Here is a 17,241-nt window from a genome sequence, read left to right on the forward strand (position 1 = left end):
TTTTCAGGCAAGCCGCCACCTAGGTTCGCGCCAGGCAAACCCCGTCAATCAGGCAGGTTCAGAGCACAGTGACGCAGTGGCTGCGTCGGCTCAGAGGTAATACATGTCAAAGGTGACCGAACCGTCGAGCAGGAACTCGTCGGTGGTCGGCGGCAGTTCGGAGGTGGCGCGAATGGCCGCGGCCACTTTCATCGGGAAGGTGTGCAGACGGGCTGCGGCCGGACCTGCCGTCGCACTCGGCCCCCAAGAGTAGGAGGTCGGCGCATTGGACATCAATCCACTGACCGGAACACGCCACACCGGGTTGGCCGGCGAACGCACCAGGAAAGTCTGCGGATTGCCGTCGGTCAGAGGCTGTCCAGTCAACAGACCGAAACCACCGATACCGATGCCCTGAGTACTGCCCAAGCCGTAGTAAAGAGCGTCGCTGGTCCGGCCATTGAACGTCAGACCCGCAACCTTGGTGGCGCCACGGTTATCGGTGACGGCGATTTCCACCGCAGCCGGCGCATCGCAAGCAATCTTCAGGGTGATATCCCGTGACGGCAGATTGTTTTGCGCGGTAGGGCTCAAGTTGGCGGAAAAGATTCGACCCAGATCGACATTGCTACCGCCGGCAAAAGCCGGAATGCACGATGTCGGGATGACCGTGCCGGAGACCGTCAGATCAACGCTGGCTGCCTGCACCGCCATAGGCGCCAGTGCAGCGGCCAAAACGCTTACCCAATAAAACTTTTTCATAATCAAATACCTGTGAGATAGCTGGAAACATGGACGCACGGGCCGCGCAAGAAAAAAGCCGCTGCCTGCTACCGCATCCGATGCCCAGTCATCATTCCGGGTTTTGTAGGACGTTTATGTAGGAAGCAACGTCAAATCAGCGCGGTTTTATCTACAGGCTTTGTAGTTTCTGAGGGCTCACGGAGAACCGTCGGACAACCCGAGACTTAAAGTCCTGCAAAAGTGATGAATCACAATGACGTGCCATACTTCGGTCATTGCAATCACTTGAGACGATCCGATTTGAGAGTCAGACCGGTCATGCCCTTCGTTCTGCTGCTCGCCTTGCTGCTCAATGGCTGTGCGAGCCTCGACGTCTCCCGCGAGCCCAGCCAGGCATTGCCGGCGGCAAATTCGGCGTTCGGCCGTTCGATCCAGGCGCAGGCTGCGCCCCATGAGGGGCAATCCGGCTTTCGCCTGCTGTCCGACAGCACCGAAGCCTTCACCGCTCGCGCCGAGCTGATTCGCAACGCCCAAAGCAGCCTCGATTTGCAGTACTACATCGTCCACGACGGCATCAGCACACGGATGCTGGTGGGCGAACTGCTCAAGGCTGCCGACCGCGGTGTGCGCGTACGCATTCTGCTCGACGACACCACCAGCGATGGCCTGGATCGGATTATTGCCACTCTGGCGGCGCATCCGCAGATCCAGATCCGTGTGTTCAACCCACTGCACCTGGGCCGCAGCACCGGCGTGACACGAACGGTGGGACGGTTGCTCAACCTCTCACAGCAACACCGACGCATGCACAACAAGCTCTGGCTGGCCGACAACAGCATGGCCATCGTCGGAGGCCGCAATCTGGGAGACGAGTATTTCAATGCCGAACCCAACCTGAATTTCACTGACATCGACATGCTCAGCGTCGGCCCGGTCGCCGAACAGCTTGGGCACAGTTTCGACCAATACTGGAACAGTGCGCTGAGCAAGCCGATTGAAGAATTTCTGTCCAGCAAACCGTCGCAAAAGGACCTGGAAAACACCCGGACCCGACTGCAAGAATCACTTGAGGAAACGCGCAAACAGAATCACGCGCTCTACCAGCAGTTGATGACCTTTACCACCCATCCGCGCCTGGACATCTGGCGCCGGGAGTTGATCTGGGCCTGGAACCAGGCGCTGTGGGATGCGCCAAGCAAGGTGCTGGCCGACGGCGAGCCCGACCCGCACTTGCTGCTGACCACGCAGCTGGCGCCCGAGCTCAATGGCGTCAGCAAAGAGCTGATCATGGTTTCGGCCTACTTTGTACCCGGTCAGCCGGGGCTGGTGTACCTGACGGGCCGCGCCGATGCCGGGGTGTCGGTGAAATTGCTGACCAACTCACTGGAAGCCACTGACGTGCCGGCGGTGCATGGCGGTTACGCGCCGTATCGCAAGGCACTGCTGGAGCATGGCGTGCAGCTGTTCGAATTGCGTCGCCAGCCCGGCGAAGGCGGCGGCAGCGGTCCGCATATTTTTTACAGCAAGTCCTACCGCGGCTCCGAATCCAGCCTGCACAGCAAGGCAATCATCTTCGACCAGCAGAAGTCTTTCATCGGCTCGTTCAATTTCGACCCGCGCTCGGTGCTGTGGAATACCGAAGTCGGGGTGCTGGTAGACAGCCCGGAACTCGCCGCACGCGTCCGCGAATTGGCTTTGCAAGGCATGGCGCCACCCCTGAGCTATCAGGCCAAGCTTGAGAATGGCCAGATTGTCTGGGTCACTGAAGATGACGGCAAACTGCACACCTTGACCAAGGAACCCGCAAGCTGGTGGCGGCGCTTCAATGCGTGGATGAGCACCACCGTCGGCCTGGAACGGATGCTCTAGGCCGGTTCGGTCACCGCGCCAAACGCGCCTTGGCGCGACAGCAGAATCACCAACCCCAGTGCTCCTGCCGCCATCAGCAGCGGCAACGCATGCCCGCTGATCCACTGACTGCCAGCACCGGCCGCCAGCGGCCCGATCAGGCAGCCGATACCCCACAGCTGCGCGATATGCGCATTGGCACGCACCAGTGCATCGTCGCGATAGCGCTCGCCGATCAGGATCAGTGACAAGGTGAACAAGCCGCCGGCACTGGCACCGAACAACACCCACAACGGCCAGATCAGCAACGTGTCGATCAACAACGGGATGGCCAAGCTCGAAATCAGCAGGACCACCGCACACCCGGTGAACAGCGTTCGTCGCGACAAGCGATCCGCCAGCGCGCCAATCGGCAATTGCAGCAAGGCATCACCCACCACCACCGTGCTGACCATCGCCAAGGCGATTTCCGTCGTGAAGCCCTGACGCAGGCAATAGACCGGCAACAAGGTCAGGATCATCGCTTCGAACGCCGCGAACAGCGACACCGCCCAGGCAATCGCCGGCAAGCCTCGGCAGAAGCCCAGCAAATCACTGAAGGTTACGCCGCAGGCTTCGCTGCTCGGTGCGCCACTGCGACCCAATAACAGGAACGGTGCCGCCGTCAGCAAGCCGACGCCGACCCAGAATCCGTAATCGTGTTCGGTGCCCACAACGCCCAGCAGCAACGGCCCGGCCAGCTGACTCAGTGCATAGCTGCTGCCATACAGCGCCACCAATCGCCCGCGCCATTGCTCGACCACCAGTTGGTTGATCCAGCTTTCACCGAGGATGAAGACCAGCGTCAGGATCACCCCGATCATCAGCCGCAATACCAGCCAAATCGGATAGCTCGGCAACAGCGCCAGTAAACCGATCGACAGCGCGCCGGCCCACAGGCAAAGGCGCATGAGGTTGGCCGTGCCCAGACGCGCGGCCAGATGACTGGAGATCTTGGCCCCCAGCAATACGCCCATGGCGGGCATCGCTGCCATAACGCCGATGGCGAAGGAGCCGTAACCCCAGTTTTCCAGGCGAAACGACACCAGCGGCATGCTGACGCCCAAGGCCAGGCCGACACTCAAGACAGACGCCAACACGGCGAAATAAGTCGCCCAACGCATGTTCCACGCTCCTGTGGATTGTTATTTTTTAACCGCCGCACAAAGCAATGTGGGAGCGAGCCTTGTGGTGAGGGGATTTATCCCCGTTGGGTCGCGCAGCGGCCCCAAAACCTGCAACAACGGAGTATCAGATACACCGCGTGCATTGGTTCTGCGACTGCTTCGCAGCCGAACGGGGATAAATCCCCTCACCACAAAGGCTTGCTCCCACAGGGATTTCTGTACGTTCGGGAGCCTGATTTGGCAGGCTCCCTTTAACGACTTACAACTTGATCCAGGTCGCCTTCAGTTCGGTGTACTTGTCGAACGCGTGCAGCGACTTGTCGCGACCGTTGCCGGACTGCTTGAAGCCACCGAACGGGGCCGTCATGTCGCCGCCGTCGTACTGGTTGACCCACACGCTACCGGCGCGCAGCGCTTTGGCGGTCAGGTGAGCCTTGGAAATATCCTTGGTCCACACCGCTGCAGCCAAACCATAAGGCGTGTCGTTGGCGATCTGGATGGCTTCTTCGGCGGTATCGAAAGTGATCACCGACAGCACTGGGCCGAAGATTTCTTCCTGAGCGATTTTCATCGCATTGCTGACGCCGTCGAAAATCGTCGGCTCAACGTAAGTGCCACCGGTTTCCTGAAGAATGCGCTTGCCGCCCGCCACCAGTTTGGCGCCGTCGGCGTGGCCGGATTCGATATAGGACAGCACGGTGTTCATCTGCTGCGTATCCACCAGCGCGCCGACATTGGTCGCCGGGTCCAGCGGGTTGCCCGGTTTCCAGGTTTTGAGGGCCTCGATCACCAGTGGCAGGAATTTATCCTTGATCGAACGCTCCACCAGCAGACGCGAGCCGGCGGTGCAGACTTCGCCCTGGTTGAAGGCGATGGCGCCGGCAGCCGATTCAGCGGCAGCTTGCAGGTCTGGAGCATCGGCGAACACGATGTTCGGGCTCTTGCCGCCGGCTTCGAGCCAGACGCGTTTCATGTTCGATTCGCCGGAGTAGATCAGCAATTGCTTGGCGATCTTGGTCGAACCGGTGAACACCAGGGTGTCCACGTCGTTGTGCAGGGCCAGGGCCTTGCCGACGGTGTGACCGTAACCTGGCAGGACGTTCAGCACGCCTTTCGGGATACCGGCCTCGACGGCCAGCGCAGCAATGCGGATAGCCGTCAGCGGCGATTTTTCGGACGGTTTGAGGATCACCGAGTTACCGGTGGACAGCGCCGGACCGAGTTTCCAGCAGGCCATCATCAGCGGGAAGTTCCACGGCACGATGGCGCCGACAACGCCGACCGGCTCGCGAGTGACCAGACCCAACTGATCGTGCGGGGTCGCGGCGACTTCGTCGTAGATCTTGTCGATGGCTTCACCGCTCCAGCTCAGGGCTTGAGCCGCGCCGGGAACGTCGATGTACAGGGAATCGCTGATCGGCTTGCCCATGTCCAGGGTTTCAAGCAAGGCCAGCTCTTCGGCGTGCTGTTTCAGCAGGCCAGCGAAACGAATCATGGTGGCTTTGCGTTTGGTCGGCGCCAGACGCGACCAGACGCCGGAATTGAAGGTGGCGCGGGCATTTTCAACAGCGCGCTGGGCATCGGCGGCGTCACAGCTGGCAATCTTGCCCAGCAGACGGCCATCGACCGGGCTGATGCACTCGAAGGTCTCGGCGGAGACAGCATCGGTGTATTCGCCATTGATGTAGGCGCGGCCTTCGATCTTCAGATCGCGAGCCCGTTGTTCCCAATCGGCACGAGTCAGGGTGGTCATACGAGTGTCCTCCTCTTGTTGAATACGAGCGCGCCGCGTTCTTCGCGGGCGTCCTCAGGAATTCCGCCCGGCCAGCCTGCATTTTCGGCCCAAGGCAACCGCCACCCTAAACCAGTGGCCGGGGTTGTTTCAATATATTTGACACAAGGTCGGCAAACGGCCTTGCGGTGTTCATTTTAATAAACATAGACTTTGGGTCTTTTCAGCCATCGCGCCGCAATCACGGGGAATTACAACAATGAATATCCAGGATGTCGTCGACTTCAGCCTCGCCACTACCGAGCCCGAGCGCTACAAACCGGACCAGGCAAAAATCCTGAAGGGCGATCCCGAACAAGTGGTCTACAACCACTACAACAGCCCTTGCGGCCAGTTGAATGCGGGCGTGTGGGAAGGCGCAGTCGGCCAGTGGCATGTGAACTTCACCGAGCATGAGTACTGCGAAATCATTCAGGGCGTTTCAGTGCTGCGCGACAACGAAGGCAACGGCAAGACCCTTCGTGCGGGTGATCGCTTCGTGATCCCGGCCGGGTTCAGAGGCACCTGGGAGGTGCTGGAGCCGTGCCGCAAAATCTATGTGGCGTTTGAACAGAAGGCCTGAGGCCTTTCTTCAAGCCACAAAAAAGGCCCGTATCTCGCGATACGGGCCTTTTTCGTAAGTCGGAAAAATCAATTACTTGATTTTGCCTTCTTTGTAGATCACGTGCTTACGAACAACCGGATCAAATTTCTTGATCTCGATTTTGTCCGGAGTAGTGCGCTTGTTCTTGTCGGTAGTGTAGAAGTGACCAGTACCGGCGCTCGAGATCAAACGAATCAATTCACGCATGATTATCTCCCTTAGATCTTGCCAGCTTTGCGGATTTCGGCCAGCACGACAGTGATGCCACGCTTGTCGATGATACGCATGCCTTTGGCAGATACGCGCAGACGCACGAAACGTTTCTCTTCTTCAACCCAGAAGCGGTGATGCTGCAGGTTCGGCAGGAAACGACGACGGGTTTTGTTGTTTGCGTGGGAAATGTTATTCCCAGTCACCGGACCCTTACCGGTAACTTGACATACTCTCGACATGCCTCAGCCCTCTAAAACCACATGCCCAACCCGGCATGGGTTGGCCGCTTAATCTCTCAGTCATTTGGCGCCAGGCGCCGCGTTTCTTTAGAGGTCTTACCGGCTACACCTACAAGTGAAGGAACCGGGCCCCTAGAAAAGAGCGCTGCTTTATACCAGAAAGACTAGAGAGCAACAACATTCCGTGTGCGTTGAGTTGATAAAAACCCCACTTTTCTGGCTCCGAGCGCCTTGGATAAAGGCTGTCGTCGACAGAGACCGCTCGTCGCAGAGAATCGGCCAACACGCCAATCCAGGATTTTTCTCAGCCCGCACTCACGGAAAACAATCGCCTATAGTCCCCTTAAAATGAAAAAGGGGATAGTCATTTGCAAAAGAGCCCACTAGGGTAAGCCTTTTCCAGACTGCACTTGCAGATGGGCCTTCGATCTGTAAAGGAATCCGACCATGCGCCTCGCTGCCCTACCGCTGTTGCTCGCCCCTCTTCTGCTGAGCCCAATGGCCCATGCCGCCGCGCTGAGCGTCTGCACCGAGGCAAGCCCGGAAGGGTTCGACGTGGTGCAATACAACTCGCTGACCACCACCAACGCCTCGGCTGACGTGCTGATGAACCGTCTGGTGGACTTCGATACCGCCAGCGGCAAAGTGGTTGCCAGCCTCGCGGACAGCTGGGAAATCACGCCAGACGGCCTGACCTATGTCTTCAAATTGCATCCGCAGGTGAAATTCCATCGCACCGAGTACTTCAGCCCGACACGCGAACTGACCGCCGAAGACGTGAAGTTCAGCTTCGACCGCATGCTCGACCCGGCAAACCCATGGCACAAAGTCGCCCAGAGCGGATTCCCGCACGCCCAATCGATGCAGTTGCCAGCGTTGATCAAGAAGATCGACGCCCTGGACCCGCTGACCGTGCGCTTCACCCTCGATCACCCGGATTCGACCTTCCTCGCGACGTTGAGCATGGGCTTCGCCTCGATTTACTCGGCCGAGTACGCCGACAAACTGATGAAGGCCGGCACGCCAGAGAAGCTCAACAGCCAGCCGATCGGCAGCGGTCCTTTCATCTTCACGCGCTTCCAGAAAGATGCCTCGATTCGCTACAAGGCTAACCCGGATTACTTCCGCGGCAAGCCGTCGGTGGACCCATTGATCTTCGCCATCACCCCGGATGCCAACGTACGGTTGCAGAAATTGCGCCGCAACGAGTGCCAGATCGCCCTGTCGCCCAAGCCTCTGGACGTACAGGCAGCGCTGAAAGAACCGACGCTGAAAGTCGAAAAGACTGACGCCTTCATGACCGCGTTCGTCGGCATCAACAGCCAGCATCCGCCGCTGGACAAGCCTGAAGTGCGCCAAGCGATCAACCTCGCCTTCGACAAGGCCAACTACGTCAAGGCCGTGTTCGAAGACACCGCCGAACCCGCCAATGGCCCCTACCCGCCTAACACCTGGAGCTATGCCAAAGGCTTGCCGGGCTACCCGTATGACGTCGAAAAGGCTCGGGCATTGATGGCCAAGGCGGGGCTCAAGGACGGTTTCCAGACCACCATCTGGACCCGACCATCCGGCAGCCTGCTCAACCCGAACCCGAGCCTCAGCGCTCAAATGCTCCAATCCGACCTCGCTGAGATCGGTATTCAGGCCGAGATTCGGGTAATCGAATGGGGCGAACTGATTCGCCGCGCCAAGGCTGGTGAACATGACCTGCTGTTCATGGGCTGGGCCGGCGACAACGGTGACCCGGACAACTTCCTCACGCCGCAGTTTTCCTGCGCCGCGGTCAAGTCCGGCACCAACTTCGCCCGCTACTGCAACCAGGACCTGGACAAGCTGATCAGCGCCGGCAAGACCACCGGCGAGCAAGGTGTGCGTACCAAGCTCTACGAACAGGCCCAGGCGCAGATCCAGCAGCAGGCACTGTGGCTGCCGCTGGCCCACCCAACCGCCTTCGCGCTGACGCGCAAAGACGTCGAGGGGTATCAAGTCAGCCCGTTCGGCCGCCAGGATTACTCGAAGGTAGTCCTCAAGCCATAAGCCCGACACAGAACCTGTGGGAGCGAGCTTGCTCGCGATGGCATCGTGTCAGTCACTCTATCCGGCGGCTGAACGTGCGCAATCGCGAGCAAGCTCGCTCCCACAGGGACTTGCTCAAGCCGCCCCTCCTCCTACATCCACCCGTACTCGGCCATGGACAACGGATCGCCATCGCCGATGATGAAATGGTCGAGCACCCGCACATCGATCAGGTCCAGCGCCTCTTGCAGGCGCTTGGTCAGCAGTCGGTCGGCCTGACTGGGGTTGGTGTTGCCCGACGGATGGTTGTGGCAGAGGATCAACGCTGCGGCGTTGTGGGCAAGTGCACGTTTGACCACCTGTCTTGGATGGACACTCGTGCTGTCGATAGAGCCGCGAAACAACGCTTCAAAGGCCAGCACTTGATGCTTGGAATCCAAAAACAGACACCCGAACACCTCGTGAGGCTCGTGGCGCAGCATCGACTTCAGGTAATCACGAACTGCCTGCGGATTTTCCAGTGCCGATTTTTGGCGCGCACGTTCGGCTAAATGCCGTCTGCCCATTTCCTGTACCGCTTGCAACTGAGCGAATTTCGCTGGTCCGAGCCCCAATTGTCTGCTGAATGCTTCCTGATCGGCCTCGAGCAGTGCGCGCAGGCTGCCAAACTGATTCAACAGGTGTCGCGCCAGATCTACCGCGCTTTTACCCGACACGCCGGTTCGTAAAAAAATCGCCAGCAATTCGGCGTCCGAAAGACACCCAGAGCCCAACTCAAGTAACCTCTCCCGCGGGCGCTCGGCCGCCGGCCAATCACGAATACTCATAGCACCTCCCTGTGTGTGGGCGCCGCTGTTCCGTAGCGGTCGCTGTGATATCGTAGCCCATCTTTTTTGCTGGCGATTTCATCCCTGGGGAGGGGGTATCGCCATGCAGTCACCATCGAATTGAAAGGCAGACCTATGCAGCGGCTGTATCGGAAACGCATCGTTCTGGGCGTCGGCGGCGGTATCGCTGCCTACAAGAGCGCCGACCTGGTTCGCCGCCTGATCGACCAAGGCGCCGAAGTGCGCGTGGTCATGACCCGTGGCGGCAGCGAGTTCATCACCCCGTTGACCATGCAGGCCTTGTCCGGACACCCGGTTCACCTCGATCTGCTGGACCCGGCGGCCGAAGCCGCGATGGGCCACATCGAGCTGGCCAAATGGGCCGACCTGGTGCTGATCGCCCCCGCCACCGCGGACCTGATCGCCCGTCTGGCCCAAGGCATTGCCAATGACCTGCTGACCACCTTGGTGCTGGCCACCGACGCCGTGGTCGCCGTTGCCCCGGCGATGAACCAGGCCATGTGGCGCGATCCAGCGACCCAGGCCAACCTGCAACTGCTCGAAAGCCGCCACCTGAAAGTCTTCGGCCCAGCCTCCGGCAGCCAGGCCTGTGGCGACGTCGGCATGGGCCGCATGCTCGAAGCCACCGATCTCGCCCAATGCGCAGCCGACTGCTTCCAGCGCCAGGCGCTGACCGGCAAACACGTGCTGATTACCGCCGGGCCGACCCAGGAAAACATCGACCCGGTGCGCTACATCACCAACCACAGCTCCGGAAAAATGGGCTTTGCCCTGGCCGAAGCCGCGGTAGAAGCCGGTGCCCGCGTGACGCTGATCACCGGTCCGGTGCACCTGCCAACGCCAGATCGCGTTACCCGCATCGACGTGGTCAGCGCCCGCGACATGCTCGCCGCTTGTGAAGCCGCGATCCCCTGCGATCTGTTCATCGCTTCTGCGGCAGTCGCGGACTACCGCCCGGAAGTCGTCGCCCCACAGAAACTCAAGAAAGACCCTACGAACGGCGACGGCTTGTTGCTACAGATGGTGCGTAACCCAGACATTCTGGCCACCATCGCCACCCGCCATGACCGTCCGTTCAGTGTCGGTTTCGCCGCTGAAACCGAACACCTGCTCGATTACGCTGCCCGCAAGTTGAAAGACAAGAACCTCGATTTAATCGTCGCCAACGACGTCGCCAACCCGAGCATTGGCTTCAACAGCGAAGAAAACGCCTGCAGCGTGATCGACCGCCAGCTACACGCCACACTTTTCGCCCAGACCAGCAAGAGCAAGATTGCCCGCCAGCTGATCACTTTTATCTCCGAACGTCTGAACCAGGTTTAATTTACATGCACGCTTTGCAAGCCAAGATCCTCGACCCCCGCATCGGTACCGACTTCCCGCTGCCGCAGTACGCCACACCAGGCTCCGCCGGCCTCGACCTACGCGCCATGCTGGAAAAAGACACCGTCATCAAGCCGGGCGAAACACTGCTGATTCCAACCGGGCTGTCGGTGTACATCGGCGATCCGGGCCTGGCGGCGCTGATTCTGCCGCGCTCCGGCCTGGGCCATAAGCACGGAATCGTGCTGGGCAACCTCGTCGGCCTGATCGACTCCGATTACCAGGGCCCGCTGATGGTGTCGTGCTGGAACCGTGGCCAGACCGACTTCAACATGGTGGTGGGTGAGCGTTTGGCCCAGCTGGTTTTGGTGCCGGTCGTTCAAGCGCACTTCGAGATGGTCGAAGAGTTCGTTGAAACCGAGCGCGGCGCTGGTGGTTTCGGGCATTCCGGCAGCCATTGATCACGGGGGTTCAGGCTGGGCTCCCTGCCCGGCTTGACGCCATGTTTTTGCATTCCAGGACGAAAATTGCACTAGCCTCATCTGGAAGGTTTACCGCCCAATATCAAGGCATTGGCCAGCCAATCACTTGCTAATGTTGGGGGCATGGCCTTTGCACACCACGAACTCTCAGTGGAAAACGCCGTCATACCCTTCAGTTTGAACCTGCCGACGAGTTCTTCGCAGCAGGTCCAGCCACCCTTCGAGATGGAGCATTACCAGTAATGAGCAGCCCAGCCCAAGTCGCACCCAAGTTCCCCGACAGCATCTTCCGGGCCTACGACATTCGCGGCACCGTCCCGGAATTCTTGAACGCTGAAACCGCTTATTGGCTAGGTCGCGCCATCGGCTCCCAGAGCCTGGCCCAGGACGAACCGAACGTTTCCGTTGGCCGTGACGGTCGCCTCTCCGGCCCCGAATTGGTGGAGCAACTGATCAAAGGCCTCGCCGACAGCGGTTGCCACGTCAGCGACGTCGGCCTGGTGCCAACACCTGCGCTGTACTACGCCGCCAACGTGCTGGAAGGCAAATCCGGCGTGATGCTCACAGGAAGCCACAACCCGTCGAATTACAACGGCTTCAAGATCGTCATCGCTGGCGACACCCTGGCCAACGAACAGATCCAGGCCCTGCACGAACGCCTCAAGACCAACAACCTGAGCAGCGGCAAGGGCAGCATCACCAAGGTCGAAATACTCGACCGCTACAACACCGAAATCGTCCAGGACATCAAACTGGCTCGTCGCCTCAAAGTGGTCGTCGATTGCGGTAACGGTGCGGCCGGCGTGATCGCCCCCCAGTTGATCGAAGCGCTGAACTGCGAAGTCATCCCGCTGTTCTGCGACGTCGACGGCAACTTCCCGAATCACCACCCGGACCCGGGCAAGCCTGAAAACCTCGTGGACCTGATCGCCAAGGTCAAGGAAACCAACGCTGACCTCGGCCTGGCTTTCGACGGCGATGGCGACCGCGTCGGCGTGGTGACGAACACCGGCAGCATCGTCTTCCCGGACCGCCTGCTGATGCTATTCGCCCGTGACGTACTGGCGCGCAACGCTGACGCGGAGATCATCTTCGACGTCAAATGCACCCGTCGCCTGACGCCGCTGATCAAGGAATACGGCGGCCGTCCGCTAATGTGGAAGACCGGTCACTCGTTGATCAAAAAGAAAATGAAACAAACCGGCGCTCTGCTGGCTGGCGAGATGAGCGGGCACATCTTCTTCAAGGAGCGCTGGTTCGGTTTCGACGACGGCATTTACAGCGCCGCGCGTCTGCTGGAGATCCTCAGCAAAGAAAAATCCACTGCGGAAGAGCTGTTTGCGACCTTCCCGAACGATATTTCTACGCCGGAAATCAATATCCATGTGACCGAAGAGAGCAAATTCAGCATCATTGATGCACTGCACGACGCGAAATGGGGCGAAGGCGCCAACCTGACCACCATTGACGGCGTGCGAGTCGACTACGCCAAAGGCTGGGGCCTGGTGCGCGCGTCCAACACCACACCGGTGCTGGTGCTGCGCTTCGAGGCCGATGACGAGGCTGAATTGCAGCGCATCAAGGATGTTTTCCACGTCCAACTGAAGCGTGTTGCACCTGATCTCCAACTACCGTTTTGACCTTCTGAAGCGCCCTTATTTGAAGTGCCGGAGCCCTGAATGACCCTCGAACGCGAAGCCGCCGCCAACACCGCCAAGGTCCTGTCCGAAGCGCTGCCTTACATTCGCCGCTACGTCGGCAAGACGCTGGTGATCAAATACGGCGGCAACGCGATGGAAAGCGAGGAGCTGAAAACCGGCTTCGCCCGCGACATTGTGCTGATGAAAGCTGTCGGCATTAACCCGGTGGTGGTTCACGGCGGCGGCCCGCAAATCGGCGACCTGCTCAAGCGTCTGTCGATCGAGAGCCATTTCATCGATGGCATGCGCGTGACTGATGCGCAAACCATGGATGTGGTGGAAATGGTCCTCGGCGGCCAGGTGAACAAGGACATCGTCAACCTGATCAACCGTCACGGCGGCAGCGCCATCGGCCTGACCGGTAAAGACGCCGAGCTGATTCGTGCGAAGAAACTCACCGTGACCCGCCAGACGCCGGAGATGACCCAACCGGAAATCATCGACATCGGCCAGGTCGGCGAAGTGGTCGGGATCAACACCGACCTGCTGAACTTGCTGGTCAAAGGCGATTTCATTCCGGTGATCGCGCCAATCGGCGTCGGCGCCAACGGCGAGTCGTACAACATCAACGCCGACCTGGTGGCCGGTAAAGTTGCCGAAGCGCTGAAAGCTGAAAAGCTGATGCTGCTGACCAACATCGCCGGCCTGATGGACAAGCAAGGCACGGTCCTGACCGGCCTGACCACCCAACAGGTCGACGACTTGATCGCCGACGGCACGATCTACGGAGGCATGCTGCCGAAGATCCGTTGCGCGCTGGAAGCGGTTCAGGGTGGTGTGGGCAGTTCGTTGATCATCGATGGTCGGGTGCCGAATGCAATTCTGCTTGAGATCTTCACCGATACGGGTGTGGGTACTTTGATCAGCAATCGCAAGCGTCACTGATTCCAGAACGTCAAAAGATCGCAACCCTTCGGCAGCACCCACGGATGTACGAATATTCCGTAGGAGCTGACGAAGTCTGCGATCTTTTTTTGTGCGCAGGAAATGCCTTACCTGACTCAGCGAAACGTCTGACATCGTAAAGGAATCAATCTGCATAGGATCTTCCCTGTACCCACAGGAGATCTCACCATGCAAAAAGTTTACGCACCCAATGGAAGCGACGTATCCGCAGGCACCTACGAATGCGCCGACTGCGGCTACGAATACTCCAACCAATCGAAAAAATCCTTGCCTCCTTGTCCGCAGCGCCTGGATTCAGTGCACCTAAAAAACGGCTGGAAAATCCTCACGGGCCAAGGGGACGCAGAAGAAGATCCTTACCCGAAGAAGTCCGGCAAGTGATCACGGGGGGCGAACCATGCAGATCTCGTTCACTATCGACGCCCAGGCTTTCGAACAGGAGCAAAAGGAGCCGGTCAAAAAGACATTGAGGATTTCCGACCACGAAATCGCTCACGCCCTACAGCGAATAGCCAAGGCGAGTCTGACCGAATACTTGAAAATGCTGGTCGAAGGAGGCATGCCCAGCAGAGCGGATGAGGCCAAGCAGGATCGCTTGCTGTATTTGATTCAAAGCTACTTCGGGCAGACCTTGCCGACCGAATCGCAGATATCGACGATTTTCCAGCTGACCCAGAGCCAAAGCAAAACCCTGCTGAAAAACACGGTTTCACGCTTTCGTAATCAGTTGGATGAGATCCTTCAACACAGCATGCGAGCGGTGATCGAGTCAGCGGAGCATGCGCAGACGGTTTATCTGGTGGTCATCAGCTCTGATGTCATCCGTGATGAGTTGAACATGCTGATCACTCAAAACGAGCCCACGTTCAAACCCATCACCAAACGCAAGGGCAGCGCCGGGCAGTTCGAAATCAGCGAGGATTCCCACGACCTGCTGTGCACAACGCTGGGGACCAATGCCGTTCAGTGACATCGTCGCGGTCAGCGGCTTGCTGCTGACCCTGACCACCTTTATGTTCAACCTGGCATGGCCGAGGCTGCATGAAGCGTTGGAACTGGATGAAAAACAGCCAGGTCCGCTCGCCAGAAAACGTAGCCGGAAAACCGTAGTGAACGTTTTGTTCGGCTGCACCCTTCCACTGACGACAGCCTTCATGGCGCTGTTTTACGTCAACTTCCCTGCCGCCGTGAGGATCATGGGAAGCAGTACGCTGGATCTGTGGGATTTTGATGTGGATCGCACGCTTTACGTGTTAGTCGATCTGGCGCTGCTGGTGTTTGCGCTGTTCAACTTGGGATTGGCACTAAAACTGATAGATAAATGGCGAAGACTGCGCTGACGACATAAAACAAAAGACCCCGCTCAGCCTGGCTGGGCGGGGTCTTTTTTTGCCTGCGCTCCTTGGTTCGTGCCTCAGACGCCGAACTGAGCCCGATAGGCTTCAACAGCTGGCAAATGCTGCTTGAGCTGCGGATCATCCGCCAGGAATTCCAGCACCTGGTTCAACGAAACAATGCTGACCACCGGAATACCGAAATCACGCTCCACTTCCTGGATGGCCGACAACTCGCCATTGCCACGCTCCTGACGGTTCAGGGCGATGAGCACGCCCGCAGCCTTGGCGCCGTCCTGGGACGCGATGATCTGCATCACCTCACGGATCGCCGTGCCTGCGGTGATCACGTCGTCGATGATCAGCACGTCGCCGGTCAACGGTGCGCCGACCAGGCTGCCGCCTTCGCCGTGGGCCTTGGCTTCCTTGCGGTTGAAGCACCATGGCAGATCACGGTCGTGATGTTCAGCCAGGGCCACTGCGGTGGTCGCCGCCAAAGGGATGCCTTTGTACGCGGGGCCAAACAATACATCGAACGAAATACCGCTCTCGACGATGGCTGCCGCGTAGAAACGACCCAGCTGCGCAAGGGCCGAACCGGAGTTGAACAGGCCGGCATTAAAGAAGTAAGGACTGGTGCGCCCGGACTTCAGGGTGAACTCGCCGAAGCGCAAAACGCCGCGATCGATGGCAAAACGAATGAAATCGCGCTGATACGCTTGCATGAAAAAAACCCCAAATACCACGGATTTAGCTAATTAGGTTGACGCCGTGTATCATACACGCACGCGATTTTTGGGGCCATTTATGCGGATCATCAGTGTGAACGTCAATGGTATTCAGGCTGCAGTGGAGCGAGGTTTGCTCAGTTGGCTGCAAGCACAGAATGCCGACGTCATCTGCCTGCAGGACACCCGCGCCTCCGCCTTTGAACTGGACGATCCAGCCTTCCAACTGGATGGCTACTTCCTTTATGCCTGCGAAGCCGAAGTTCCCGCCCAAGGTGGCGTGGCTTTGTATTCGCGGCTGCAACCGAAGGCAGTCATCAGCGGTCTCGGGTTCGAGACAGCCGACCGCTACGGGCGCTACCTGCAAGCCGATTTCGACAAGGTCAGCATCGCGACCTTGCTGCTCCCTTCGGGGCAGAATGGCGATGAAGACTTGAACCAGAAGTTCAAGCTAATGGACGATTTCGCCCGTTATCTGGATAAACAGCGACGCAAACGTCGCGAGTACATTTACTGTGGCTCGCTGTACGTGGCGCAACAGAAGCTGGATATCAAGAACTGGCGCGACAGCCAGCAATCCCCGGGTTTCCTGGCACCTGAACGTGCCTGGATGGACGAGATTGTCGGCAACATGGGCTATGTCGATGCCCTGCGCGAAGTCAGCCGTGAAGGTGACCAGTACAGCTGGTGGCCGGATAACGAACAGGCTGAAATGCTCAACCTCGGTTGGCGTTTCGACTATCAGTTGCTGACACCGGGTCTACGCCGCTTCGTACGTAGCGCGCGTTTGCCTCGCCAGCCACGGTTCTCGCAGCACGCGCCGCTGATCGTGGACTACGACTGGACGCTGACTATCTAAGCGTCTTTTCGCAGACACAAAAAAGCCGACTTCAGTGTCGGCTTTTTTGTGCGCGCTGAAAAAACCTGTGGGAGCGAGCTTGCTCTCACAGGGGATTGGTGATGCTGCTTATTTCACCAACCGCCAAGTGAAGGGATAGCGATAAGGCACCCCTTCATTGGACTTGAGCCCGGCAATGATGGACAGCACCATCGCCCCGATTAGTACTAGCGGCAGCAGCGCAAAACCGATCAACACCAGCATAAGCAGGTAACAGATACACGAGACCAGGGCCACGGTGATCTGAAAGTTCAGCGCTTCCTTGCCTTGGGCGTCGATGAAAGGATCGGTTTCACGCTTCCACTGCCAGAGTATCAACGGCCCAATCAGGTGACCAAACGGCAACCAGACGCCGAGAAACGCCGAGAGGTGACAAAACATCGCCCACTGCCGAACCTCTTTGCTCGGGGTGGGAAGCAGCTGTTGCTCGTCACTCATAACG

Annotated in this window: 18 protein-coding genes and 1 pseudogene; 11 read left to right on the forward strand and 8 right to left on the reverse strand. The window is 58.8% G+C overall.

The genetic code is table 11. The features are described from left to right. Positions 1 to 90 precede the first annotated feature (90 nt). Complete coding sequence (locus ACYZTR_RS00080; RefSeq protein ID WP_461975426.1) at positions 91 to 741, reverse strand: DUF1120 domain-containing protein; 651 nt, start codon at positions 739 to 741, stop codon at positions 91 to 93. Between the two features lie 300 nt (positions 742 to 1,041). Here ACYZTR_RS00080 and ACYZTR_RS00085 point away from each other — a divergent pair, with 300 nt between their 5' ends. After that, on the forward strand, positions 1,042 to 2,592 hold the full coding sequence (locus ACYZTR_RS00085) for a phospholipase D family protein (protein WP_461975428.1): 1,551 nt from the start codon (positions 1,042 to 1,044) through the stop codon (positions 2,590 to 2,592). On the opposite strand, the gene ACYZTR_RS00090 is transcribed toward ACYZTR_RS00085, so the two are convergent. Both ACYZTR_RS00090 and ACYZTR_RS00095 read right to left on the reverse strand, forming a co-directional pair. Next, positions 2,589 to 3,734 carry an MFS transporter gene (locus ACYZTR_RS00090; RefSeq protein WP_461975430.1) on the reverse strand — a complete coding sequence of 382 codons (1,146 nt, stop codon included), beginning with the start codon at positions 3,732 to 3,734 and terminating at the stop codon, positions 2,589 to 2,591. The genes ACYZTR_RS00085 and ACYZTR_RS00090 overlap by 4 nt on opposite strands. 262 nt (positions 3,735 to 3,996) lie before the next feature. Next, entirely contained in the window at positions 3,997 to 5,490 is a 1,494-nt protein-coding gene (locus tag ACYZTR_RS00095) for an aldehyde dehydrogenase (RefSeq protein ID WP_461975432.1), read from the reverse strand. A 238-nt stretch (positions 5,491 to 5,728) separates the two neighbouring features. On the opposite strand from ACYZTR_RS00095, the gene ACYZTR_RS00100 reads away from it, so the two are divergent. Then, on the forward strand, positions 5,729 to 6,091 hold the full coding sequence (locus tag ACYZTR_RS00100; RefSeq protein WP_461975434.1) for a cupin domain-containing protein: 363 nt from the start codon (positions 5,729 to 5,731) through the stop codon (positions 6,089 to 6,091). A gap of 72 nt (positions 6,092 to 6,163) precedes the next feature. On the opposite strand, the gene rpmG is transcribed toward ACYZTR_RS00100, so the two are convergent. Next, a complete protein-coding gene (gene rpmG, locus ACYZTR_RS00105; RefSeq protein WP_007894709.1) occupies positions 6,164 to 6,319 on the reverse strand; it encodes a 50S ribosomal protein L33 in 156 nt (51 codons plus the stop codon). 11 nt (positions 6,320 to 6,330) lie between these two features. Further along, the gene (gene rpmB / locus ACYZTR_RS00110) at positions 6,331 to 6,564 is read right to left on the reverse strand and encodes a 50S ribosomal protein L28 (RefSeq protein ID WP_007894701.1); all 234 of its coding nucleotides are present in this window, start codon (positions 6,562 to 6,564) and stop codon (positions 6,331 to 6,333) included. A 447-nt stretch (positions 6,565 to 7,011) separates the two neighbouring features. Between rpmB and ACYZTR_RS00115 the strand changes: the two genes are divergently transcribed. Next, a complete protein-coding gene (locus tag ACYZTR_RS00115) occupies positions 7,012 to 8,601 on the forward strand; it encodes an ABC transporter substrate-binding protein (RefSeq protein WP_461975435.1) in 1,590 nt (529 codons plus the stop codon). Positions 8,602 to 8,732: 131 nt separating this feature from the next. On the opposite strand, the gene radC is transcribed toward ACYZTR_RS00115, so the two are convergent. Next, positions 8,733 to 9,407 carry a RadC family protein gene (radC, locus tag ACYZTR_RS00120; RefSeq protein WP_461975437.1) on the reverse strand — a complete coding sequence of 225 codons (675 nt, stop codon included), beginning with the start codon at positions 9,405 to 9,407 and terminating at the stop codon, positions 8,733 to 8,735. Between the two features lie 135 nt (positions 9,408 to 9,542). Between radC and coaBC the strand changes: the two genes are divergently transcribed. The 7 genes and pseudogenes from coaBC to ACYZTR_RS00155 all read left to right on the forward strand — a co-directional run bounded on the left by coaBC (position 9,543) and on the right by ACYZTR_RS00155 (position 15,179). After that, positions 9,543 to 10,751, forward strand: coding sequence for a bifunctional phosphopantothenoylcysteine decarboxylase/phosphopantothenate--cysteine ligase CoaBC (gene coaBC / locus ACYZTR_RS00125; protein ID WP_461975439.1), 1,209 nt, complete (start codon positions 9,543 to 9,545; stop codon positions 10,749 to 10,751). 5 nt (positions 10,752 to 10,756) lie between these two features. After that, entirely contained in the window at positions 10,757 to 11,212 is a 456-nt protein-coding gene (gene dut, locus ACYZTR_RS00130) for a dUTP diphosphatase (RefSeq protein ID WP_134420907.1), read from the forward strand. Positions 11,213 to 11,469: 257 nt separating this feature from the next. Further along, a pseudogene (locus tag ACYZTR_RS00135) lies at positions 11,470 to 12,873 on the forward strand (phosphomannomutase/phosphoglucomutase); the annotation flags it as partial. Positions 12,874 to 12,912: 39 nt separating this feature from the next. Further along, positions 12,913 to 13,818 (forward strand): acetylglutamate kinase, encoded by a 906-nt coding sequence (gene argB / locus ACYZTR_RS00140; protein ID WP_214379802.1) that lies wholly within the window; start codon positions 12,913 to 12,915, stop codon positions 13,816 to 13,818. A 189-nt stretch (positions 13,819 to 14,007) separates the two neighbouring features. Beyond that, on the forward strand, positions 14,008 to 14,220 hold the full coding sequence (locus ACYZTR_RS00145) for a hypothetical protein (protein WP_054048452.1): 213 nt from the start codon (positions 14,008 to 14,010) through the stop codon (positions 14,218 to 14,220). Positions 14,221 to 14,236: 16 nt separating this feature from the next. Beyond that, on the forward strand, positions 14,237 to 14,809 hold the full coding sequence (locus tag ACYZTR_RS00150) for a hypothetical protein (RefSeq protein ID WP_461975442.1): 573 nt from the start codon (positions 14,237 to 14,239) through the stop codon (positions 14,807 to 14,809). Then, a complete protein-coding gene (locus ACYZTR_RS00155) occupies positions 14,796 to 15,179 on the forward strand; it encodes a hypothetical protein (protein WP_461975444.1) in 384 nt (127 codons plus the stop codon). Before ACYZTR_RS00150 ends, ACYZTR_RS00155 begins: the two co-directional genes overlap by 14 nt. Positions 15,180 to 15,253: 74 nt before the next feature. Here the strand turns inward: ACYZTR_RS00155 and pyrE are convergent, their stop codons facing one another. Next, positions 15,254 to 15,898, reverse strand: a complete 645-nt coding sequence (gene pyrE / locus ACYZTR_RS00160; protein ID WP_461975446.1) for an orotate phosphoribosyltransferase — start codon at positions 15,896 to 15,898, stop codon at positions 15,254 to 15,256. 82 nt (positions 15,899 to 15,980) lie between these two features. On the opposite strand from pyrE, the gene ACYZTR_RS00165 reads away from it, so the two are divergent. After that, positions 15,981 to 16,760 carry an exodeoxyribonuclease III gene (locus ACYZTR_RS00165; RefSeq protein WP_007934608.1) on the forward strand — a complete coding sequence of 260 codons (780 nt, stop codon included), beginning with the start codon at positions 15,981 to 15,983 and terminating at the stop codon, positions 16,758 to 16,760. A 108-nt stretch (positions 16,761 to 16,868) separates the two neighbouring features. Here ACYZTR_RS00165 and ACYZTR_RS00170 read toward each other — a convergent pair whose 3' ends face one another. Beyond that, positions 16,869 to 17,237, reverse strand: coding sequence for a DUF4870 domain-containing protein (locus ACYZTR_RS00170; protein WP_461975448.1), 369 nt, complete (start codon positions 17,235 to 17,237; stop codon positions 16,869 to 16,871). Positions 17,238 to 17,241 lie beyond the last annotated feature (4 nt).

This window comes from Pseudomonas sp. Hz4 (assembly GCF_054898165.1).